At 45.3% G+C, this 23,075-nt stretch carries 17 protein-coding genes, 1 tRNA gene and 2 pseudogenes; 7 read left to right on the top strand and 13 right to left on the bottom strand.

Annotation, left to right across the window (positions count from 1 at the left end; genetic code table 11):
- Positions 1-64: 64 nt before the first annotated feature.
- The 3 genes from cgtA to rplU form a co-directional block, all read right to left on the bottom strand.
- A complete protein-coding gene (gene cgtA / locus KW136_RS01585; protein ID WP_216796677.1) occupies positions 65-1,126 on the bottom strand; it encodes an Obg family GTPase CgtA in 1,062 nt (353 codons plus the stop codon).
- 179 nt (positions 1,127-1,305) lie between these two features.
- Positions 1,306-1,566 carry a 50S ribosomal protein L27 gene (gene rpmA, locus KW136_RS01580; protein WP_216796675.1) on the bottom strand — a complete coding sequence of 87 codons (261 nt, stop codon included), beginning with the start codon at positions 1,564-1,566 and terminating at the stop codon, positions 1,306-1,308.
- A gap of 18 nt (positions 1,567-1,584) precedes the next feature.
- On the bottom strand, positions 1,585-1,896 hold the full coding sequence (rplU, locus tag KW136_RS01575; RefSeq protein WP_216796673.1) for a 50S ribosomal protein L21: 312 nt from the start codon (positions 1,894-1,896) through the stop codon (positions 1,585-1,587).
- Between the two features lie 330 nt (positions 1,897-2,226).
- Between rplU and KW136_RS04230 the strand changes: the two are divergent.
- From KW136_RS04230 to yacG, 6 genes and pseudogenes are all read left to right on the top strand, one after another.
- Positions 2,227-3,189: pseudogene (locus KW136_RS04230) on the top strand (polyprenyl synthetase family protein).
- A gap of 23 nt (positions 3,190-3,212) precedes the next feature.
- Positions 3,213-3,289: transfer RNA gene (locus KW136_RS01570), tRNA-Pro, on the top strand.
- Between the two features lie 710 nt (positions 3,290-3,999).
- Positions 4,000-5,298 (top strand): HlyC/CorC family transporter, encoded by a 1,299-nt coding sequence (locus tag KW136_RS01565; RefSeq protein ID WP_216796672.1) that lies wholly within the window; start codon positions 4,000-4,002, stop codon positions 5,296-5,298.
- Positions 5,299-6,599: 1,301 nt separating this feature from the next.
- Positions 6,600-7,232 (top strand): dephospho-CoA kinase, encoded by a 633-nt coding sequence (gene coaE, locus KW136_RS01560; protein ID WP_216797405.1) that lies wholly within the window; start codon positions 6,600-6,602, stop codon positions 7,230-7,232.
- Positions 7,233-7,336: 104 nt separating this feature from the next.
- A complete protein-coding gene (zapD, locus tag KW136_RS01555; protein WP_216796671.1) occupies positions 7,337-8,092 on the top strand; it encodes a cell division protein ZapD in 756 nt (251 codons plus the stop codon).
- Positions 8,093-8,128: 36 nt separating this feature from the next.
- A pseudogene (gene yacG / locus KW136_RS04225) lies at positions 8,129-8,226 on the top strand (DNA gyrase inhibitor YacG); the annotation flags it as partial.
- Positions 8,227-8,268: 42 nt separating this feature from the next.
- On the opposite strand, the gene KW136_RS01545 reads toward yacG, so the two are convergent.
- Positions 8,269-8,682 (bottom strand): NUDIX domain-containing protein, encoded by a 414-nt coding sequence (locus KW136_RS01545; protein WP_216797402.1) that lies wholly within the window; start codon positions 8,680-8,682, stop codon positions 8,269-8,271.
- A 1,497-nt stretch (positions 8,683-10,179) separates the two neighbouring features.
- Positions 10,180-12,933, bottom strand: a complete 2,754-nt coding sequence (gene secA, locus KW136_RS01540) for a preprotein translocase subunit SecA (protein ID WP_216796670.1) — start codon at positions 12,931-12,933, stop codon at positions 10,180-10,182.
- A gap of 307 nt (positions 12,934-13,240) precedes the next feature.
- Here secA and KW136_RS01535 point away from each other — a divergent pair, with 307 nt between their 5' ends.
- Positions 13,241-13,714, top strand: a complete 474-nt coding sequence (locus tag KW136_RS01535) for a DciA family protein (protein ID WP_216796669.1) — start codon at positions 13,241-13,243, stop codon at positions 13,712-13,714.
- Between the two features lie 46 nt (positions 13,715-13,760).
- Here KW136_RS01535 and lpxC read toward each other — a convergent pair whose 3' ends face one another.
- The 8 genes from lpxC to ftsW form a co-directional block, all read right to left on the bottom strand.
- Positions 13,761-14,678, bottom strand: coding sequence for a UDP-3-O-acyl-N-acetylglucosamine deacetylase (gene lpxC / locus KW136_RS01530; protein WP_216796668.1), 918 nt, complete (start codon positions 14,676-14,678; stop codon positions 13,761-13,763).
- 349 nt (positions 14,679-15,027) lie between these two features.
- Entirely contained in the window at positions 15,028-16,197 is a 1,170-nt protein-coding gene (ftsZ, locus tag KW136_RS01525; protein WP_216796666.1) for a cell division protein FtsZ, read from the bottom strand.
- 108 nt (positions 16,198-16,305) lie between these two features.
- Complete coding sequence (gene ftsA / locus KW136_RS01520; protein ID WP_216796664.1) at positions 16,306-17,538, bottom strand: cell division protein FtsA; 1,233 nt, start codon at positions 17,536-17,538, stop codon at positions 16,306-16,308.
- Between the two features lie 36 nt (positions 17,539-17,574).
- Positions 17,575-18,330, bottom strand: coding sequence for a cell division protein FtsQ/DivIB (locus KW136_RS01515; protein ID WP_216796663.1), 756 nt, complete (start codon positions 18,328-18,330; stop codon positions 17,575-17,577).
- Positions 18,331-18,350: 20 nt separating this feature from the next.
- On the bottom strand, positions 18,351-19,286 hold the full coding sequence (locus KW136_RS01510; RefSeq protein WP_216797400.1) for a D-alanine--D-alanine ligase: 936 nt from the start codon (positions 19,284-19,286) through the stop codon (positions 18,351-18,353).
- Between the two features lie 2 nt (positions 19,287-19,288).
- The gene (murC, locus tag KW136_RS01505) at positions 19,289-20,680 is read right to left on the bottom strand and encodes a UDP-N-acetylmuramate--L-alanine ligase (protein WP_216796662.1); all 1,392 of its coding nucleotides are present in this window, start codon (positions 20,678-20,680) and stop codon (positions 19,289-19,291) included.
- Entirely contained in the window at positions 20,680-21,807 is a 1,128-nt protein-coding gene (gene murG / locus KW136_RS01500) for an undecaprenyldiphospho-muramoylpentapeptide beta-N-acetylglucosaminyltransferase (protein ID WP_216796661.1), read from the bottom strand. The genes murC and murG overlap by 1 nt, the downstream gene beginning before the upstream one ends.
- Positions 21,783-23,075, bottom strand: coding sequence for a putative lipid II flippase FtsW (ftsW, locus tag KW136_RS01495; RefSeq protein WP_216796660.1), 1,293 nt, complete (start codon positions 23,073-23,075; stop codon positions 21,783-21,785). Before ftsW ends, murG begins: the two co-directional genes overlap by 25 nt.

The following is a 23,075-nucleotide window of genomic DNA, read 5'->3' as shown; positions in this document are numbered from 1 at the left end:
TAATAGTCGCTATATCAACGGCGCGTAGTATGTCTTTGCCACGGGTCTGTGCGCTATCCTATAGTCATGCATTATGCAATACCACTTTCTCAGTACGCTGCTCACACACGGCTAGACTGCTCTCCCTTAAGTGGTCGTAGACTGCATAACACAAATTTTTACAGCCTGCGCCAGTAAGTGACGAGATCTGAAATACTGGCCCCTTCCAACCAAAGCGTTTAATAAAATTAGCTGCGAGAAACTCGCGCTCTTGCTTTCTAGCCATGTCGATTTTGTTTAAAACTAGCCACCGTGGTTTGTGGTAAAGTGTTTCGTCATACTTGCGCAGCTCGTTGACAATCGCGCTTGCCTCTAGGATCGGATCAATATCATTGTTAAATGGCATAAGATCAACTAGATGTAATAAGATTCTTGTACGTTGTAAATGCCGTAGAAACTGGTGCCCTAACCCAGCGCCTTCAGCAGCGCCCCGGATTAACCCGGGGGTATCAGCAACTATGAAGCTTTTTTCCGGTCCAATCCGGACTACTCCAAGATTCGGACTAAGCGTTGTAAACGGATAACTAGCGATCTTAGGTTTTGCGCTTGACACAGTTGCGATAAAGGTCGATTTGCCGGCATTAGGCATCCCTAGAAGGCCGACATCAGCTAGTATTCTTAGCTCAAGCTTTAGCAGGCCACGCTCGCCCGGCTTGCCGTCTGTTTTTTGACGTGGGGCACGGTTAGTGCTTGATTTAAATCGCAGGTTGCCAAGCCCTCCTGAACCGCCCTTAGCTAATAGTACATGTTGGTTATGCTGAGCTAGGTCAGCAATGAGCCGACCGGTATTTCCGTCCGTGATTATAGTACCTACCGGCATCCGTAACGTGATCCCCCTCCCTTTTTTCCCGTAGCAGTCCGAGCCCCTCCCGTGCTCACCATTGCATGCCTGATGCTTTTTTAAGTACCGATAGTCAATTAGCGTATTGATGTTGCAATCGGCGATTGCGTACACACTGCCGCCGCACCCGCCATCACCTCCATCTGGGCCGCCGAATGGAATAAATTTCTCTCGACGCATCGATGCGCTGCCATTTCCGCCATCACCAGCAGCAATTTCTATTCTTGCTTCGTCAATAAAATGCACCCCATTTTCCCTTGTATGTTGCTGTTAGCGCGCTAACTGAGTTATTCTCATAAGGTTTTGTTGGTACAAATACCCCACTATTAATAAAAGGCCTCGAAATTTCGAGGCCTTTTATTAATAGTGGGGTATAGCAAGAGACTAATTTATGAGTCTGTTTTCCGCCTGCTAAGCCTCGAGATTTAAGTAGTCGGGCTTACACCAACAACATGTTTCTTCGCTAGGCCTTTGATCGCAAAGAAGACATATCCATCTATTAGAGCGAATAAAGTATGGTCTTTGCCAATCCCAACGTTGACGCCGGCATGCATCCGAGTACCGCGTTGACGAACGATGATTCCACCAGAATTAATTGCCTGTCCTCCGAACACCTTGACACCGAGCCGCTTACTGTCGGAATCTCGGCCATTCCGAGAAGAGCCACCCGCTTTTTTATGCGCCATTTATAGCCCCACTGCTTATTACGATTTAATTTCGTCGATATGTAATTCGGTATAATTCTGACGGTGACCGCTATGCTTCTGATAATGCTTTCTACGACGCATTTTAAAAATGATAACTTTTGCATGCCGTCCATGCGCTACTATAGTAGCTTTAACAGAAGCCCCATTAACCAAGGGAATACCGAACCTCATAGATTCGCCTTTACCCACTGCAAGCACTTGGTCTAGAGTAATCTCAGTGCCGACTTCGGCTGGTATCTGTTCTATTTTTAATTTTTCTCCGGTAGCAACTTTATATTGCTTGCCACCAGTTTTTACGACCGCGTACATTCTGTACCTCGCTTACAAAGCAATTTAAATTTGAACCATATCTATTTTAATACGCGTTTTTTCACTTTTTTATTCCGCAAGCACTACTTTTTCGTAAATACTAGCGTACTTATGCACAGGAACGATTAATTGTATAGAGATTTCTAAGGCAGGTCAAAATTCTGATGAGATCTAGATATACTAGATAGGTCATGATGTTTAAGTTTTGATTAATAAACTAGTTGTAAGGCATGAGCCGTTGCCCCTAGATCTTATAATTCATCTATTTTTTCTGCCCACTCCTTTTCTAGCGACGTTGTTGATAGCCACTACTCTCTATCCACTGCGGCTATGCTCAGTCTGATTGTCGATGATATACAACAAGTCAATCATGTAATCCGTACTTATCTTACATCTAACGTTGCTCTCATCAATTAAATCGCCGAATACATTATTAGTGCTAGTGTCAAACGCCTACGCCCGTTCTACCATTACTTATTGCAAACTCACTAGGAGACTGCAGCGGCTACTGGCATGAGCTGGCTGCGGTCATTGAGTTTGACCTATACAGCAACATTACTCTATGACACATATAGTCGACGAATCGTCATTAAGACGGGGTAGAAAACCGCGAATGCATTATTCGGAACGCTGTTAGCGTACGCGTCGGAGAGTTCTTATATTCTATTCACCTGCATTTCAAACCCAGATGAGAGTCGCATGCAATAACTTACGAGTAATGCAGATTCCATCTGGAACTACCAACGTGATAACAGAAGGCGAAGTACTTTAGTTACTAATATGCATTTCAGATGTAGACAGTAAGAGCGCTACACGCATAGTATGTCTACTATAAGATAGGCTAAGCTGCTCTAGGTAGCAGCTTAGCCTGGAGAGCTGTTATTGCTGGCGTAATACCGGCATAGAAACTGACGCCACCGAGTTTAGCCGAACGATTTATACTAGCCTGCTAGGTTATAGATAACTAGCCTGACACGCCCCTCCGAGTCAATGGGTCAGAATACTGGTGATGACTTATAAGAAGGAAAACCAACACTACCGCTGATCTAATTAAACACGGAACAGATAGATAAGCAAGCGTAATTAACTCGGGAAGAAATCCAGCGCGGCAGCATCAACCAGTTCGAAACTATTGTTACTGCTGTCACTTAGTCTGGCGAATCTTACTACACTTTATGCTGCCCTAAAGTAGAAGCACAGGCAGTAGCATGAGTTATTTTTGCATTTCCAGATTCCAAATTTAAAGAATCACTGCTAGGATTATGTAATTACTCAGCGTCTCGCCAGTCCTAAAAAAATACTAAACTAATTTAATTCGGGGTGTAGCTTAGTCTGGTAGAGCGCTACGTTCGGGACGTAGAGGCCAGAGGTTCAAATCCTCTCACCCCGACCAAATTTACACTAAGATTATTAATGCACCGAACACTTGGACCTAATATCTTGTATGTTGAGCCCAAATAGCTTTTGGGTCTTGTCGCAATATATCTTCTCAATCTGACTAGGTGGTTATTTTTGCTATTTTTATTGCATTAGCATTCATATCTGCCAGCGCTATAACTAGAAACATAGAATGTTTTATAAACTTTATGTCATCACACCGGGACATCAAAAAATCAATTTTTATTTAAACAAAGAATATAAAATATCCCATCTAATCTTTAGATCGACCGATGACTAACAATACTTGTTAAGTGGTGGTGGTGGGCAATATTCATCTACCAATCAATTTTAGGCTTTTTATTGTTCTTATAAGCCAGAAAGTGACAGAGCGGATGACAATAATCTTAAGAGCTAGGCGCCAGCACTATTTCTATGCTTAAAAAATAATGTAATAGTGTTAGGCATATAGATAATATGCGGGGCGCTATCTGCATGTAAATTCTGGTCACGCTGTAGTATGTGCCATCTCAGTCTTATAGGTCGCTCTCTTACTTTATATGCCGAAGGCTGAGGAAGCTATCACAATCCTTAATAAATCTGAGGACAAAACGCGAGAATACTTACAGTAATAGTCTCCCTCGGTAAGCTACTAGACCGAGGTCTTTGACGACACCCTGATATAGTTGATTTTATTGTTTATTAGTCGGCATCCGGCTTTTTAGTGTGGAAATTCTTCCTCTTTGGGCGCAAATCGGCGCCGTAGTTATACTGTTGCTTATATCTGGCTTTTTTTCTATCTCAGAGACTGCAATGATGTCGTTGAATCGTCATCAACTCAAAGAGTTAGCGGTTAAGGAGGTGATGGGTGCGAAAACAACGCAGCGTTTGCTTGCTCATACCGACCAGTTGTTATGTGTGATCTTAATCGGTAATAATCTGATAAACGTCATTATCCCAGTTCTCACTACATCAATCGCACTGCGCGCATTCCGAAATCATAGTGCAGTGCTTTCTATTACCACCGGTATCGTGGCATTCCTGATTATTGTATTTGCCGAAATCACACCGAAAATTGTCGGCGCAGCCTTTCCAGAGAAAATCGCGTTGCCGGCAAGTCTCGTCATTAAGCCCCTTATTACAATCGCTCGACCTCTAATCTGGTTTATAAACCTGCTAACCAACAGTATCCTATTCATTTTACACATCAATATGAAAAGGAGCCGCGATTTACGCATGTCTAACGAAGAATGGCGTAGTGTTGTATTAGAATCGAGTAACTTTATACCCAGTAAGCACAAAAGTATTCTGCTTAACCTGTTCAACCTGGAGAACATCTCTGTCGATGACGTCATGACCCCGAGACAGCGTATCGAGGCACTAGATTTTAATATGCCATTTGATCAGCTCGTTAAACAGCTGGAAACTTGTTATCACAATCAATTAGTTGTCTATCGAGGCGATATTGACCGTGTTCTGGGTATGCTTCATGTGCGTAAGATTCTTGCGGCTCTGCAGAACCAAAAATTCAGACGTGAAAAATTTAGAGAGTTACTTGTAGAACCATATTTTGTTCCAAGTGGCACGCCTGTTTTTCAACAGTTACAATACTTTCAAGAAAATCAGAACCAAATGGCGCTAGTCGTTAATGAATATGGTGAAATCCAAGGGCTTGTAACGCTAGAGGACATTATTAAGGAGTTAATTGGCGAGTTTACGACGACATTGCCACGTATACCAAGTGGTATAGCAAATAGCTGGAATGCACAAGGGGAATGTATTGTAACAGGGGGTACTTCGTTGAGAGAGCTAAATCGTCGGCTTGGCTTGAGGTTGCCACTCGACGGGCCTAAAACTTTAAATGGGCTAATCCTAGAATTACTAGAGTCTATCCCGGAAGCCGATGTGAGTTTGGTAATTAGCAACACACGCATCCAGGTTATGCAGATTGATAACCAAGCTATTCGTACAGTGAAACTATTCCGACCAAGTCAGCTAGACTCTATACACACCGCAGCAGTGTAGTATTAATATACTGACGACTGTGTAATAGTAAGATGCTTACGCTGCACTAGCAGTGCGCATAAGTGTAGTCCTTAACATCTACGCATATCCAATTGTATAGAGCTATTCGTGCCATCGAGATGTCAATAGTATTGTACGGATTATTGCTGTTTGTAAGATTCTACATACTTTTGACGGTATTTATAATAGATGTAGCTATAAATCGAAGATCAGATCAATCGTCTGGATAATTTATCTACGCACTCGTATAACGGGATATTTATACAAAGCAAGGTGTGCTGTGCGTTATTACTATCGGAGAGGGAGGTTAGCTGATTGTACATCGTATTTCCCTCAGTATAAGGTTTTCCAAATTCCGTATGTCGATTACTATTCACGGTATTTCATAAAGCAGCTGCGTTACATGGCTTTGATGAACTGCCCAATTATCTATATTCAATAGCACTAGGATTGAATACCGTACGGGCGTCTCTACATACCTAGCTGCAAATTACTAGGATAAACGAGTATCTATTAACTTATTACACAAGCCTAGGTTTAACTATAACCCTACGAGCGTTACTGAGGTAAGATCCTAAACATCATTAAGATTAGTAGGATCCGTGAGACGGAAACTACTCCAGTTATTCTATATAGACCGGTCATTTACTACTTGACTACGGCATACGCATAATTCAATAAAAATTCTCTCTCGGCCCACAGATTCCAGAACCGAACAAATTTAAAGAAGCAATACAGCCGTTAATTACAGAGATTCAGCCATTAGGACGTACATTGCGCGGTCGATGTGTAGTGCGTGGCACATAGATCTATTGAGCTATTTACTGATTTAGGCATCCGGTATGATATTTACGACCTTCTATTTTGCGGCGGGCTCTGCATATCTAGAGCCCGCCGCAAAATGCCTGCCGCGTTTCTCTACTCTTAATCAGCGCTATTAATCTGCGAACTTAAGCTTCCACTCAATTCTCTAACGTTACCTCTATTCTAGAGGGGTGCTAATTAATATATACATCGCGTACTAAACACATCTTTAATCATAGTAGAGGCTAAGTATGTTGTATTACTGCGAGCCGTCCAGCAGTTGGTTTGCTGCTATTAAGTGTATGGTTAGGTTGACACTTACTTGCTATTATAAGTCATGCTAGTTATTTCGCGCTGTTGGTCGATGACTAGATTTAGCACCATCTTCTTTAGCCAATGTTCTTAAAAAAGAATAACCCGGATCCGTCTCCGTCTAGATTAGCAGGACCTACGCTTTTCAGCGACATACAGCTTGATCAGCTGATTAGGAGATGACAATGTTTAAAGTTGGACTCACTGGCGGGATCGGCAGCGGCAAGACAACGGTTGCCAATACTTTCGCAGCCTATGGCGTGCCAATCGTGGACACCGATCTCATCGCACATCGCGTTACTGCGTCGGGTGGTACAGCGATGCATAGCATTCGGGAGCAATTTGGTAGCACCTTCATCACGACAGAAGGAGCAATGAACCGCACGAAGATGCGCGAGTTAGTATTTAATAATGCGCAGGCAAAGCAACTACTTGAATCTATCCTGCATCCACTAATCCGCATCGAGATGGACCGCGAAATGCAAGCTATAAGTGGCCCATATGTAATCTGTGTAGTGCCGTTACTGGCTGAGGAAGGAAATTGGCGCAAACGTGTCGATCGCTTTCTTGTGGTGGATTGTGCTGTGCAAACGCAGGTTGCGAACGTGATACGGCGCAATAGTTTTACGTGCAAACAAGTGCAAGCCATTATTGCATCTCAGGCTACGCGACAGACACGACTCGCCGTTGCTGATGATATTCTTATTAATGAGATTAACAGGTCACTCTTACCTCAAATAGCATTGCTACATCAGCTCTATTTGTATCTAGCGCGCTGTAGTATTCCATTACAAAGACGCATACTAAGTAATGTTTAAGACAGTCAAAATTTCTAGACAATTGCTACAGAGATGCGGCCGCATTAGAATAATGCTAACATTTCTTCCGCTGTTGTATATTCTAAAGTGAAAGGCGCTTACGCTTGATTCTATACGAGTATCCGCTCAACGAGCGCATCCGAACGCTATTACGCCTTGAAGATCTATTTGATCGTTTTACGTTTTTCTTGGCGCGAGAAGACCCGAGAGAACATCATGTTGCCCTCACTACACTCTTTGAGATTACCGAAGTAACGAGTCGCAGCGAGTTAAAGTCGGATTTAATGAAGGAACTCGAGCGCCAGCGCCAAACCTTGGAATCTTTTCGAGGCAGCCCCGGGATTAAACAGGATGCGCTAGAGATAATTCTCACGCAAATCGAGAAAAGTCTAGCCGGTCTTTCACAAATGCAAGGAAAAACAGGACAGAATATAGCTAATAATGAATGGCTCACTAGTATTCGAAGTCGAGCTATTATTCCCGGCGCAACTTGCCGTTTCGATTTACCAGCATATTACGCATGGCAGCGTCGTACTGCGGAAGAACGCCGAGCAGATATTGTGAGATGGGCAATACCGTTGATGCCACTACGCGATGCGATAGTAATTATATTACGTCTTGCGCGTGAATCAGGGCAGGCAACAAAGGTCATAGCGCTGCATGGTAGTTATCAACAAATGTTATCAAGACGGATCTATCAATTAATGCGAGTGTGTGTAGCACCAGACCTCTGTGTTATCCCGGAGGCTAGCGCCAACAAATATATGTTATGGGTACGCTTTACTGAGCAGGAGGGAGACTCACGTCCTCGAACAGTTGAAGTTGATGTGCCATTCCAACTGGTACTATGCACCCTATAATACAGATAATAAACTCTCTTCGATTATGAAACTTTCATTAACTTCCCGATTTGTAGCGAGACAGTAGAGTGGAAATAGAAAGTCTGTTCTGCCCTTTTTGTTCTGAGCGCTGCAAGCAAATTGATCTCGGTGCATGAGAAATCGGAAAATATGTTGTTAGCATCGAGAATCGCCTGTTAAGCAGTGAGCCAATCGATTACTATTAACATCCCAGGTAGAAGTGGTGCAACTGCGATTGGCGGCGTTTGCCAGATAAATGCTTGTCCTTCTCGACCGCTCAAATTACCGTTCCATTTAATCACTTTGTAGAAGAACAACCGCACACAAGCGTTCGAGTAATTGTGTTCGAGAACCCGCCAACGAATACTCTTGATCACTGAGACACCGAGTTCTTCATGTAGCTCCCGAGCTAATGCGTCTTCAATACTTTCACCCGTACCTAGCTTGCCACCTGGAAATTCCCAATAGCCCCCGTAGGGCTTGCTGGGAGGGCGCTGCGTGAGCAAGAAACGCTTATCCTTACGAAGCATTATACCAACGGCCACCTCCGTGATTTTTCGTCCATCAATAGTATGGGCGGCAGAACGCATCTGCAACACATCATGCTGCCAGCCCGCACAGAGGATTTGAGTAGCATTGGATGTGGGGGACATTGTTAGTCTTAACTGCATTAAGTTCTATCCAGGGATACCTTCATAATTTTATATCTGGACTTTCTTTCTTGCTTTTTAGCAAAGATACTCTATCACAATATACATTGTGTGCTATTTTGATCCTTATCAGAGACGCAAGCTTTGCTTTGATCATCGAAATTTTACAGGTACCAGACATAGTAATCGGTTTTTGGGTGTTTGAGAGGTTAATAGATACCTAAGCGCGTCTCATGAATTATTCACACTTATTGTGAATAGTTAATCTAGTATGTGCATACCCTGTATGTCTGCAATCAGAGAAGGTATCATTGAGCATTGCTATGTTCTAAACGTGCTGGAATAATAACTTTACTTTGCTTAATTATGCGCAGACCATCCATCTCCTGACCTAGCGTATACCAGTCTTTGGTACCAGTCAGGTATCCAAATACCAGTCTATTTTCTTTACATCTCAATTAGAAATACTGGCGCATCCAATTACTGCTAGAGTCCGACTTGATTGTATTGGCTGTATAGAACGCAGCTTTAACTAACGCCGATCGGTTAGTCGTATGAGTGGTATCTGCTGACATTTAGCAATATCTCGCCCTTATTTAACATGCACCGTTATAAATTTTATTGCTCCCTCGTTATTGCATGCAATAAATTATCTAAAAGTTCTCGTACGCCGCTGAGTTAAAGCATGATGTAACGCGTGGTATTCGGGACTTTACGTAGGCGTGATTACCGACAACGTTAAGCGAGTAATCGCCATAACAATGAAAGAGTTATTCTTTAATACATCGTTGCAATAGTATATAACTAAAGCTAGCCAGCTACGTCCTTAAATTCAGCTCAGCCTGGATGATTGCTGAGTTAGTTTCGAAGATTCTAGTATGATAGCCACGCTATGTTTGGTTAATCAATTCGAGCGCCCTTGCTGATCCCGGTTTCCTGGACCTCCGAATAGCTTCGGGCTGCCGTGAGCCAAACTGAGGCTGCGTATTTATTATCATAATTTCCTTGCCTCTCTCTATATACCAGTACACCTAGCACAGACGTGAGTCTCGTAATAGCTTAAGGTAATCCCGCCTTGAGACTCTTATCGGGTATATAGGTCTACAAGAAACTCTTCAGAAGAGAGCGGCAGAACCTGATGTGGTGGGTTTTAACGCAATTCCGCCGTATAACTCTCTTATGGGAATGTGCCCTGGACCTCGTATGCTAATATCCTAGACTTTGTATTGTAGATATTCTGAGCATCTCTTTAATATTCGGCTAGATACAGTTGAGCCCTATTAATAGCGATTACTAGTACATTCTTACGATTCGGTGTAAGTAGATTAACATCAGCTCAGCCAGATATGTACAATATAGGGCGATACATGATTAATCAAGTAGAATAAAGTGGAAAATTGACGGCCGTAATTAAAAGCGCTAGTCATAAAAAGCGCCTCATACAAGTCGCCCATGGCACTGTTTATACTTCTTACCACTGCCGCACGAGCAGCGATCATTACGGCTAACTTTTAGATAAGAGTTGTTGCATGCAGCGATCGACGATTTACCGGTGTCGGAGTCTAGATCAGTTATAAGATCTTCGGTTCGGCATTTAGTGTTCCCTGAATAGTCTATCCGCCGCTCTCTATATGCTTTAGAAGCATCCCTAGGTTGTTCTGCTGTCTGAATTTTTACATTCATTATAGTATGCGTTATTTCGTACTTGATTGTGTCCAGCATTGCCGAAAAAAGCTCGAATGCCTCAATCTTATATTCCTGTTTTGGATTTTTCTGTGCATAGCCACGTAAGTGAATGCCCTGACGCAGATGCTCGAGTGCAGCTAGGTGTTCGCGCCAATGTGCATCCAGAGTATGAAGCATGACTGAGCGCTCAAAACTACGGAACTCCTGACGGCCAACCTGAATAACCTTGGCTTCATACACTTTACTACTCTCCGAGAGTACTGCATCAAGTACCTCATCTGCTTCCCTTATATCCATCTTGTTTATTATCTTTTGCAGTAAAAGATCAGGCAACCACTCATTACGCAACGCTTCTTCAAGCGCTTTAATATCCCACTGTTCTTCTATACTACCGGACGGCACATAGGTGCGCACTAGCTTAGTAAGCACACTATGCCGCATGGCAATGATTGTTTCGCGAACCTCCTGGGCTTCCAACAATTCGTTACGTTGTTGATAAATTACCTTGCGCTGTTCATTAGAGACGTCATCATATTCAAGTAATTGCTTGCGGATATCGAAATTACGAGCCTCGACCTTGCGTTGCGCTGATTCGATCGAGCGCGTTATCATTCGAGCCTCAATTGCCTCGCCTTCCGGCATCTTAAGCCGATTCATAATTGCGCGTACGCGGTCGCCAGCAAAGATACGCAGCAAAGGATCCTCGAGCGATAAGTAGAAGCGCGACGAACCAGGGTCACTCTGCCGACCAGACCGTCCGCGCAACTGGTTATCTATTCGTCTCGACTCGTGCCGTTCGGTTCCAATAATATGCAGGCCACCAGTTGCCTTGACCTGTTCATTCAGCATCCGCCATTCTGCGTAGATCTGTCCGACTCGATGTTTCTTCTCGCTATCACTTATTGACGGATTAGCCTTGATAAGTGATGCTTGCTTATCTGGATTTCCACCGAGCACTATATCGGTTCCACGGCCAGCCATGTTGGTCGCAATCGTTATATGCCTTGGGCGGCCTGCTTCGGCGACAATTGCTGCCTCGCGCGCGTGCTGCTTCGCGTTAAGCACCTCGTGCGGCAGCCCAATTTTTTTAAGAAGATGCGACAATAGCTCGGAATTTTCGATTGATGTGGTGCCAACAAGCACTGGCTGCCCGCGTTTGTAACAGTCTTGAATATCTCGAATCACTGCATTATATCGCTCCTTCGCAACCTTATAAATCTGGTCCTGGTAATCCGTTCGCCTAGATGGCCGGTTCGTTGGAACTATAATAGTCTCAAGTCCATAAATCTCGTTAAACTCATATGCCTCAGTCTCAGCCGTGCCAGTCATACCAGATAGCTTAGTATACATACGGAAGTAATTCTGGAATGTGATCGATGCCAGCGTCTGGTTTTCCGGCTGAATCTTGACATGCTCTTTTGCCTCTATAGCCTGGTGGAGGCCGTCTGACCAGCGTCGTCCCGGCATTAAGCGTCCGGTAAATTCATCAACGATGACCACCTTGTCGTTCTGTATAACATAGTGCTGATCGCGGAAGAATAAAGTATGAGCACGTAGTGCTGCATATACATGATGCATCAGTGCAATATTCTGTGGTGTATAAAGACTTTCTTTATTACTTAGAAGATCCCATTCAGCTAGGAGTCTCTCGGCTTTTTCATGGCCCGATTCAGTGAGGAATACCGAGCGGGTCTTTTCGTCTAGAATATAGTCGCCCGATTTCTCAACTCCGCTACCATCAGCCCGTTCCTCACCGATCTGACACTCTAAAAAAAGTGGCAAGGTATTCATCTGAAGATATAACTCAGTGTGATCCTCGGCCTGACCAGAGATAATTAATGGCGTACGCGCTTCGTCGATCAGGATTGAGTCGACTTCGTCGACAATTGCAAAATTTAAAGTACGCTGCACTCGATCATTTAGCTCGTAAACCATGTTGTCGCGCAGATAGTCGAATCCGAACTCATTATTCGTGCCGTATGTGATATCTGACGCGTAAGCTTCTCGCTTCTGGCTGTATCCCATGTGCAAAAGATTAATCCCAACAGATAATCCGAGGAATTTATAAAGCTGGCCCATCCATTCTGCATCGCGCCTAGCAAGATAGTCATTGACTGTTACTACGTGCACACCACTTCCCGATAGTGCATTCAGATACGCTGCTAGCGTAGCTACTAGCGTCTTGCCTTCGCCAGTGCGCATTTCGGCAATCTTGCCATAGTGTAGAGCCATACCGCCAATGAGCTGTACGTCGAAGTGTCTCATCTTCAGCACACGGCGGCTCGCTTCTCGACACACCGCAAATGCCTCTGGCAGCAGTCTATTAAGTAACTCCCCGGCCGCTATACGCTGCCTAAATTCGTTAGTTTTTGCGCATAATTGCTTGTCCGTCATTTTTTCGATCCACATCTCCATCGCATTGATCGTTAAGACGGTCTTTTGATACTGTTTGAGCAGGCGCTGGTTGCGACTACCAAATATTTTTTGCAGAAAACCGGTGGTCATCAGATCGGGATCTCGAGTTGATACGCGGCGCAGAATCGGCGCGGCCCGTTAGCGCATAGCGGTTCAACTATATTTAGTAAAATTTAAGAGTGCGATTTTATCATGCTGATAATACACTTCCGCCTTAGCGCGTTTAGTATTAATCCGTGTTAGCTACAGGGAGCACAATATCTCCCGGAGTGCGTCACAGCGGCTTAATCGTGTAGAGTGCGGAGATATATTGATTTTTAAACAGTTGCGACCCAAAATTCTCTACACAAACTCTATAAATCATTATTCAAACCACTTTTTTCCGGGTAGGTAGTTTATGCTTAAACCACTCACTGAATGGATATCATCCAGCGCTGAGCTAGCTAGGCTACAAGCTGGCATACAACAGGTTTCAGAGCTAGACTCGGCTCTAAAAGCTATGCTGCCTAATTATCTAGCTAGTCATGTGTATGCTCCCCCAATTAAAGATCAGGCACTTACCATTTTTGCGGCCCATAATGCTTTGGCCGCTCGTTTACGTCATTTAGAGCCCACAGTGTTAGCTACACTACAGAAACGTGGTTTCGCACTGCTGGCAATTAGAATTCGAGTGTATCCGAAGGCGCGATCCCCTACGAGGATAGAGAGTCAGCGGACGCAGGTTTCATCGACTGGCGTGGATTGTTTAAGGCAGTTGGCTACTGTATTGAAATTATCGCCGTTACAGGGGGCTATCAATCGCATAGCGCAGCGATATACTAGACATCATCGCTCTACTAATAATATCCGCTTTGATTGGATCCGATTATAATAAAAGAATGTCGACTATTAGTTCGATAGTTCACTCTATTTTCTAGTCAGGCGAACACAGCTTGTGGATCACAGGAAAAACTAGGTGGAGCTGCTTTCTGGTCCGAAAATATAACAACCTCGTATGCGTCTGCGTGAGCAAGTAATTTGCATAATAGCGCATTGTTTAGGCTATGACCGGATTTATGAGCGGTATATGATGCTAATAACGGATGACCAACTACATATAAGTCACCAATTGCGTCTAGCATCTTATGCTTTACAAACTCGTCATCATAGCGCAGGCCATCGTTATTCAAAATACGGTATTCGTCGAGTACGATAGCGTTGTCCATACTTCCACCCTGCACCAAGCCTAACTCTCGCATTATTTCGACCTCGTGCATGAAGCCGAATGTACGAGCACGCGCTATCTCACGTATATAGGATATATTAGCGGAATCGACTTCTAATTCCTGTCTAGTTCTATCTACTGCCGGGTGACGAAAATCGATCGTAAACTTTAGCTTGAAACCGAAGTATGGTTCTAGCCTAGCAAATTTATCGCTATCACGTACCTCCACAGGCTGAGTGACTTTAATAAACCTCTTGGCACTAGCCTGTTCATCGATTCCAGCTGACTGAAGCAGGAATACAAATGATGATGCGCTGCCATCCATGATTGGAATTTCTTCGGCCGTCACCTCTACATATAGATTATCGATCCCGAGCCCTGCACAGGCTGACATCAGGTGCTCGACCGTTGATACTCTCGCACCGTCTTTTTCTAATACCGAAGCAAGGCGAGTATCACTAATTGACATCACACTAGCTGGGATATCTACTGGTACAGCTAAATCTGTTCGACAAAACACAATTCCAGTATTCGCAACAGCTGGTCTTAATGTCACCTCGACCTTGCGACCAGAGTGGAGGCCAATACCAACCGCCTTTACTATCGATTTAATAGTCCGCTGCTTTAACATTATGTAAACTCTTTAGAGATTATTTTAGTTGACATCCTTATGCTTATAGCTTTATATGATAGGTAATTTGCAGGGCTGCAGATTTTCTAAATTAAAAACCACTTACTGTCATTAAAATTACTATATTTACAGACAGTAAAGCTTGTCAAAAACTTAATTAGTGTCTTGAGTAAATTACTAGCGTGCTGCTTAAAGCTGCGAAATTAATATTTCGCAATTTCGGATTTATATCAGCAAGTACCTGAAGCTAGAAGAAAGAAACATGTGTAACACATCTTTCTTCACGCGTCTGGCTGGAGGGCTCTACTTTGCGTGACTCACGTGACGCCCATATATCCGAGTGATATGATTAGCAGGCTTGCTTGCGCAAGAATGCCGGGATATCGTACGTATCTACACCCTTGTCTTGTAATGCCTGCACATGTGATGCAGCTGTTTCCCTTGAGCTGCGCCGTACAGCCGATGTATCTAGCGAGCCATAGTCGGTAGGCGGTGTAGAGGAAATCAGATGATTATCTGTGCCAGTGCGGAGCAGCGTCATTGGTACAGATGTCTGCCGTTTTGCAGCGCCTCGGCCAAGACCTGTCGCCACTACAGTTACTCGTAACGCATCACCCATTGCATCGTCGTATACTGCTCCGAAAATCACCGTTGCATCGTCGGCTACGTAATTCTTAATAGTATTCATTACCTCACGGGTTTCCGACAGACGTAGCGAGCGGCTCGATGTAATGTTAACTAGCATACCTCGCGCTCCAGACAAGTCTACGCCCTCGAGTAATGGACTGGCTACAGCTTGTTCAGCTGCTAGCCGAGCACGCTCTCCGCCAGAAACCATTGCAGTTCCCATCATTGCTTTACCCTGTTCTCCCATTACGGTTTTGACATCTTCAAAGTCTACATTGACGAGGCCATCAACATTAATAATCTCAGCAATACCAGCTACTGCATTGTGTAACACGTCGTCAGCGCACTGAAAACACTTATCCATCTCGGCATCATCACCCATCACGTCAAATAGTTTATCGTTAAGTACGACAATAAGCGAGTCGACATGCGATTCAAGATTCTGTGCGCCCGCCTCGGCAGTTCGCATACGTTTACTACCTTCAAACTCAAATGGCTTACTCACAACGCCGACTGTTAGGATTCCAATCTCCTTAGAAATTTGAGCGACTACAGGTGCCGCACCGGTACCCGTACCACCGCCCATACCCGCTGTAATAAATACCATATGTGCGCCGCGTAGAGCATCGGAAATCCGCTCGCGCGCTTCTTCTGCGGCAGCATACCCCATATCAGGTTTTGCTCCGGCTCCAAGTCCAGTCTTACCGAGTTGGATTATAGACTGAGCCTTAGATCTATTTAGTGCTTGAGCATCTGTATTCATCACGATGAAATCGACACCCTGCACACCACGGTTGATCATGTGCTGAACAGCATTGCCGCCAGCGCCACCAACCCCGACAACTTTAATAACCGTGCTATTGATTTCAGTTTCTAGTATTTCGAATTTCATTAATGCCTCTGTCAAGTATTAAGCAACTTCGCTCTACGTTATGCGGTGGCTGAATAATTAAGGAATTTCGTTACTATGCACCCACCACCCGTGCGTTGCCAAACAACTTCAAAAATTACCCAGGAACCACTCCCTCATCCGGGCCCATATCTGTTTTACATAACCAGGCTGTGTAGCTACATTGCGCCCGCGCATACGCTGTAAATGCCCTTTTGCTACCAGCCCTATCGCAGTCGAATAGCGTGGGTTGCACACAACCTCTGCCAGTCCACCAGAATATTCTGGTACGCCGATACGCACCGGTTTAAGAAAAATATTCTCGCCTAGTTCAACCATGCCAGCCATCATTGCTGCTCCACCAGTTAATACTACGCCAGAGCTAATCAGTGCCTCATAGCCAGACTCGCGGATAACTTGCTGAACTAATAAAAATAGCTCTTCTACACGCGCCTCAATTACTGCTGCTAGCGCCTGGCGAGATAGAGCTCGCGGGGCACGATCGCCTAGACCTGGCATCTCGATTGTTTCATCTGGATCAGCTAGTGCCTGCTTAGCGATCCCGTAGGATATCTTGATATCTTCTGCATCCGGCGTTGGCGCGCATAGCGCCATGGCCATATCGCTAGTAATCTGATCACCTGCAATTGGAATCACTGCCGTATAGCGGATTGCACCTTTTTTAAAGATCGCGATATCGGTAGTCCCGCTACCGATATCAACAAGAACAACACCTAGCTCTTTCTCGTCTTCTGTTAGCACAGCTAGACTTGATGCTAGCGACTGTAAGATTAGGTTATTAACCTGTAGTTCACAAAATTGCACGCATTTAATAATGTTTTGAACCGCAGAGATAGCGCCTGTCACAATGTGCACTTTCACTTCTAAGCGGATGCCGCTCATGCTAATTGGCTCGCGAATATCTTCCTGTCCGTCGATTATGAACTCTTGCGTTAGGATATGCAGCACTTGCTGGTCAGTCGGAATATTAATTACCTGCGCTGTTTCAATCACACGCGCGACGTCGACCTGTGTGACCTCCTTTTCTTTAATCGCTACTATACCGCTTGAATTAAAGCTTCGGATATGGCTGCCGGTAATACCGGTAAACACGTTTGTAATTTTACAATCTGCCATAAGTTCAGCCTCATCGAGCGCACGCTGGATTGACTGAACTGTTGCTTCAATATTAACGACCACCCCCTTTTTCAGACCTTTCGAGTCGCTGTGGCCAAGTCCAATTACTTCATAGTGGCTTTCGTCTTTTAGCTCGGCAACAACAGCCACTACCCTCGACGTCCCAATGTCGAGGGCAACTAGCAGATCCTTGTAGTCTTTGCTCATAGCATACTCAATTGCGAGGGTTGTCTGTTTATTACTTTATAGAATCGGCTTATTCGATTTTGGGTTACTAGGAATAAAGCCGATCCCTGTGGCGCGAATCGCGAATCCGTTTGGATACCGTAGATCTACATATTGGATATCGCTGCCCCAGCGCTGCGTGACTATTGGCCAGGCCACCACGAACCTTTGAGCTCGGCTAGCTAGCGTATCCTTGGTGTGTTCTTGTCCCAGCTCTATTTGCATGCCATTAGTCAGCTTAATAGTCCAGGCGTAGCACGGTGATAACGTCACTTCTTTTAGCTTTGCACCTAGCGGATAGAACCATTTTCTAAAATCGTAATATCGGGTTACAATAGTGTGTACTGATTCCAGGGGACCTGTAAACACTGGTAGCTCAGAACCTGCTTGGTTGGCATTAAAGACTTCACCATTGACACTAACAAGCTGGTTTTTGTTCCATACACCAAGTGGTTTATATTCTTTAAGGGTAACCCTTAGTTTATTCGGCCACACGCGCCGAACGCTCACATGATGAATCCATGGAATTTGCTCAAATGCGATACGTACTTGATCTAGATCGAGAGTTATAAAATTACCGCGCAGATTTCCTAATACACTCTCTCGAACTATTGTCTGGTTGATATGATTGATATCGCCGCTGATTAATAGCGCGCGTAATGCAAAAGACGGCCTTTTCACTAGCCACAGGCCGCCCCAGGAAAGCACGATAGCTAGTAATGCTGCATGCAATGCACTCGTAATTATGTTGAGCTGGCGCACATTGTTCCACATATCGGCAGCGAGGCATCACTTCACAGTGTAAGCGAAAGTGCATTCATGAGTAGTTCACCATATGAGATGCCAGCTGCATGCGCCGCTTTCGGTAGCAATGAATGAGCAGTCATGCCGGGAGCAGTATTCACCTCTAAAAAATACGGGTTTCCATGGCTATCAAGCATAAGATCTGCGCGCCCCCATCGGGGGCAAGCCAGGATTTCAAACGCGCGATGCGCCAGCTCCGTCAGCCACTGTTCGTTTGAATTACTCAATCCGCATGGAATACAGTACTGAGTATCTTCGGAAATATATTTTGCATGGTAATCATAGAACTCACCGGCTGGTACGACTCGAATTAGTGGCAATTGCAGTGAACCAGCGACACATACGGTATATTCACCCCCATCTTCGATGCTCTTCTCTACTAGTACAACTGGATCATGCTGTGTAGCTTTCGCTAATACATATGGCAAGTTATCGGCAACTTTGACCTTAATAATCGAGATACTTGATCCCTCGGAAGCTGGCTTAACAAATAGGGGCAACCCAAGGTTCGAGACAATCTGCCGTGCCCTCGCATCGTAATCATCACCGAGTAATACTCTGTCGAACGGTGGCGTTGGAATCCCGACCTGCTGCCAGATTAATTTCGTTCGGAACTTATCCATACTCAGAGCTGAGCCCAGAACGCCTGGACCTGTATAGTGAATCCCGTAAAAATCAAGCACCGCTTGAATCTGGCCATTTTCACCATATCCGCCATGCAGCGCAATAAATGCGCGCACGAACTGTTCGTCTATTAGTGTCGATAAGGGTAGCTCTTTCGGATCGAATAAGTGCGCTTCGACACCAACGTCGCGCAGTCCCTCGTAGACTAGCAGTCCTGACATCAGTGATATGCTGTACTCAGACGATTCACCACCATAAAGCACCGCCACCTTACCAAACTCTTTTGGATCGATCATGCGCATCATTACACCCTTTGCTTCCCTATAAGCTGGCATGGTATGACGCTGATTGAGCCTGCGCCCATCGTCAATACTATATCGCCGTCGGCGACTACTTTCGCTAGCACATCTGGAATTTTATTAATACTATCGACAAACACTGGTTCAATCCAACCAGCTAGGTGAATAGCGCGAGCTAGCGCGGAGCCGTCTGCAGCTACAATAGGCATCTCACCGGCTGCGTAGACCTCAGTTAGTACTAACGCGTCAACAGTTGAAAGCACCCTAACAAAGTCTTCAAAACAATCACGCGTGCGCGTATAGCGGTGTAGCTGAAATACAAGGATTAAGCGCCGAGCCGGGAATGCACCACGTGCTGCAGCGATTGTGGCTGCCATTTCAACTGGATGATGGCCATAATCGTCAATCAGTAAATAAGTACCGCCATGCGTGAGTTCTATTTCGCCATAACACTGGAAACGTCGGCTCACGCCCTTAAATTTAGCAAGCGCTGACTGGATATCAATATCGTCTACCTCTAACTCAGTAGCAATCGCAATAGCCGCAAGAGCATTTTGTACATTGTGTGTGCCAGGAAGGTTTAACAGAATATCTAATGAAGGAGCATCGACACGATGGACGGTGAAATGCATCTGACCCTCTTTAGCAAGCACTTTAGTTGCGCGTACGTCTGCTTCTTGCGAGAATCCATAACGAATAATCGGCCTGGACACGAATGGTAAAATCTCACGCACATTCGGGTCGTCTACGCACAGCACTGCGATTCCGTAAAATGGCAACCGATAGGTAAATGTAATAAACGCTTGCTTGAGCCTAGCAAAGTCATGGCCATAGGCATCCATATGGTCAGTATCGATATTCGTAATCACTTCTATTACTGGAAGTAGGTTAAGAAACGATGCATCTGACTCGTCTGCTTCGGCAACTATAAGATCACCCGTGCCGAGTCGTGCATTTGTCCCTGCGCTGATTAGATGTCCTCCGATCACGAAAGTTGGATCCAGTCCGCCAGCCACTAAGATACTGGCTATAAGACTAGTGGTCGTAGTCTTGCCATGCGTGCCGGCAACCGCTATACCCTGTTTAAGTCGCATCAGCTCAGCAAGCATAACGGCTCTCGGAACAATTGGAATACGCCTGCGGCGCGCTTCAAGCACTTCGGGGTTATTGGAGCATACCGCTGTAGAGATAACAACTGCATCGGCGCCGTTAATATACTTCGCATTGTGACCAAGCTTGATATCAGCGCCTAGTCCGATTAACCGCTCAGTAATAGCCGATCTACTAATATCCGAGCCACTAACCCGGTAGCCCAAGTTAAGCAGCACTTCTGCGATGCCTCCCATTCCAGCACCGCCGATTCCAACAAAATGGATATGCTTGATAGTATGTTTCATTACTTTCCTAACGAACTAGACCGTGCATTATCCGATTTAGATGCTACGTCTCGTGTGACGAGCGATGCACACACTTGTGCAACGGATTCGGCAGCATCGCATTTAGCTAATTCCTGCGCACAGACTGCGACTTTCATAAGTGAAGCACGCGTCTGCTGCCCGATCCAGTCTGCGAGTTTCTCTGCTGACAATTCATTTTGTTGCATTACATTCGCTGCGTGATGCATAACTAGAAATGCTGCATTTGCAGTTTGATGGTCATCAACGGCGAATGGAAATGGTATGAACAGCGCCGCTACGCCTACAGCGGCAATTTCTGATACGGTTATCGCGCCAGCACGACAAATTACGAGATCAGTCTCAGCATAGGCGTGCGCCATGTCTTCGATGAACGAAACCAGTTCGATACCGTTATCTTGCGCTAGTCCCGCTTCCGCGTAATGTATGCGCAGTGTTTCGATATGCTTGGTGCCGGCTTGATGTACAACGTACGGCCGCCGAGATGGATCAAATAACGCTAAAGCACGTGGTACTATTTTATTCAGTGCTGCGGCACCAAGGCTGCCACCGATTACTAGAATTCGTAACGGGCCAGTGCGCGCTGCGTACCGCACTTCGGGCGGGGTTAGTAGAGCTAGCTCCGGACGGATTGGGTTTCCGACCCAGTGCGCACCGGGCAGCACATCTGGAAAAGCAACTAGCACACGGCTGGCAGGCTTAGCTAACAAACTGTTAGCTAAGCCTGCCACCGAATTTTGCTCATGCAGTACCAGTGGAATGCGTACAAGCACTGATATTAAACCGGCTGGAAACGTGATATGCCCCCCCATACCGAGCACAACGTCAGGCTGCACCCGGCGAAGCACTGCCATACTTTCTAAGCACGCGCGTAGTAGGTTTAGTGGTAAGCATATTTTTGTAGTAACACTCTTGCCACGTATACCACCAAAATGGATAAATTCGACTGGAATGTCGTGCTTAGGCACTAGTGTTGCTTCCAATCCATTTGGATTGCCGAGCCATACGACTCGCCAGCCCTTCTCGCGCATCCGCTGCGCAACCACTAGTCCGGGAAAAATGTGTCCTCCGGTACCGCCCGCCATTACAAGTAGCGTGCGTACGCCCATACCTTACCTCCGCGCATCAATGCTTTATTCTCATAATCTATGCGCATTAGAAGTGCGATTGATATGCAGTTGATCAAAATTCCAGAACCACCATAACTGACTAGAGGCAGCGTTAATCCCTTGGTCGGTAACAGACCTAGGTTCACGCTCATATTTATAAACGTTTGCGTTCCAATCCATAGGCCAATGCTTTTTGCGACTAATCCGGCAAAAGTATAATCGAGTGAGCATGCCTGATGGCCGATTTCGAACGCGCGTCGTACGATCCAATAAAATAGAAGTACTACGATTATCACGCCGAAAAAACCAAGCTCCTCGCCAATCACTGCAAGAATAAAGTCAGTATGTGCTTCAGGCAAATAGTTGAGCTTCTCCAGGCCCCTTCCTAGGCCTACCCCGAACCACCCGCCCCGCCCAAATGCGATAAGCGAGTGAATAAGCTGATATGATTTTCCTTGAGAATAGCAGTCATCCCACGGATTTAAATATGCAAAAATGCGCTCTCGCCGCCATGGCGAGAGCCAAACTAGAATGCAGAAAGTACCAATAACAATTAGTGCTAGACTACTGAATAAGCGAGCACCTATACCCCCTAAGAATAACACACCCATCGCGATCGCTACAATCACCACAAAAGCTCCTACATCCGGCTCGAGTAGCAGCATCGCACCGACCACGCCAATTGAGAGCGCCATCGGTAAAAAACCCTTTATAAATTGCTGCATGTATTCCTGTTTTCGAACAGTATAGTTAGCGGCATAAATGGTTACCGCCAGCTTCATAATTTCTGACGGCTGTATGCCCGTGATACCCAGAGAGATCCAGCGCCGAGCACCGTTTACACCTTTGCCTAAGTAAGGAATCAGTACAAGCACCAGCAATAGTAATGCGATTAGAAAGAGCCTAAGCGCTTGCTTATTCCAAATCTTGATCGGAATTCGAAATGCCAGCAGGGCTCCGAGAGCACCACTTATAAGAGATGCAATATGTCGAATAAGAAAGTGATATGGCATATAAGCCAAATACTTGGCTGAGTTAGGCAGTGCGATTGATGCCGAATACACCATTACAAGACCAAGTGATAATAGTGCGATCGTTGCCCAGAGCAGCATGTAATCATAATCGCACATACACGCGTTAAACGTGCGGCGGTCCCCAGCCTCACTAGCTACTAGTCTTAGTGGGCGTGATAGGATTGTGGTAGCAGTGCTATGAAGCGTTATATAGCATCTAGCAAGGTTTTCTAGAATACAACGAACTTGACGCAT

The sequence above is a fragment of the Candidatus Vallotiella hemipterorum genome, from assembly GCF_910593725.1.
GTDB classification, from domain to species: domain Bacteria; phylum Pseudomonadota; class Gammaproteobacteria; order Burkholderiales; family Burkholderiaceae; genus Mycetohabitans; species Mycetohabitans hemipterorum.
This window is presented reverse-complemented; position numbering and strand designations above follow the sequence as displayed.

What these genes read in the sequence shown, in the direction of transcription:
- KW136_RS01545 (WP_216797402.1), bottom strand. Translation starts at nt 8,682, where the DNA reads ATGCGTTCTGCCGCCCATACTATTGATGGACGAAAAATCACGGAGGTG.
- rpmA (WP_216796675.1), bottom strand. Translation starts at nt 1,566, where the DNA reads ATGGCGCATAAAAAAGCGGGTGGCTCTTCTCGGAATGGCCGAGATTCC.
- ftsW (WP_216796660.1), bottom strand. Translation starts at nt 23,075, where the DNA reads ATGCGTCAAGTTCGTTGTATTCTAGAAAACCTTGCTAGATGCTATATA.
- lpxC (WP_216796668.1), bottom strand. Translation starts at nt 14,678, where the DNA reads ATGTTAAAGCAGCGGACTATTAAATCGATAGTAAAGGCGGTTGGTATT.
- coaE (WP_216797405.1), top strand. Translation starts at nt 6,600, where the DNA reads ATGTTTAAAGTTGGACTCACTGGCGGGATCGGCAGCGGCAAGACAACG.
- KW136_RS01510 (WP_216797400.1), bottom strand. Translation starts at nt 19,286, where the DNA reads ATGCGCATGATCGATCCAAAAGAGTTTGGTAAGGTGGCGGTGCTTTAT.
- ftsA (WP_216796664.1), bottom strand. Translation starts at nt 17,538, where the DNA reads ATGAGCAAAGACTACAAGGATCTGCTAGTTGCCCTCGACATTGGGACG.
- rplU (WP_216796673.1), bottom strand. Translation starts at nt 1,896, where the DNA reads ATGTACGCGGTCGTAAAAACTGGTGGCAAGCAATATAAAGTTGCTACC.
- secA (WP_216796670.1), bottom strand. Translation starts at nt 12,933, where the DNA reads ATGACCACCGGTTTTCTGCAAAAAATATTTGGTAGTCGCAACCAGCGC.
- ftsZ (WP_216796666.1), bottom strand. Translation starts at nt 16,197, where the DNA reads ATGAAATTCGAAATACTAGAAACTGAAATCAATAGCACGGTTATTAAA.
- murC (WP_216796662.1), bottom strand. Translation starts at nt 20,680, where the DNA reads ATGAAACATACTATCAAGCATATCCATTTTGTTGGAATCGGCGGTGCT.
- murG (WP_216796661.1), bottom strand. Translation starts at nt 21,807, where the DNA reads ATGGGCGTACGCACGCTACTTGTAATGGCGGGCGGTACCGGAGGACAC.
- KW136_RS01535 (WP_216796669.1), top strand. Translation starts at nt 13,241, where the DNA reads ATGCTTAAACCACTCACTGAATGGATATCATCCAGCGCTGAGCTAGCT.
- KW136_RS01515 (WP_216796663.1), bottom strand. Translation starts at nt 18,330, where the DNA reads ATGTGGAACAATGTGCGCCAGCTCAACATAATTACGAGTGCATTGCAT.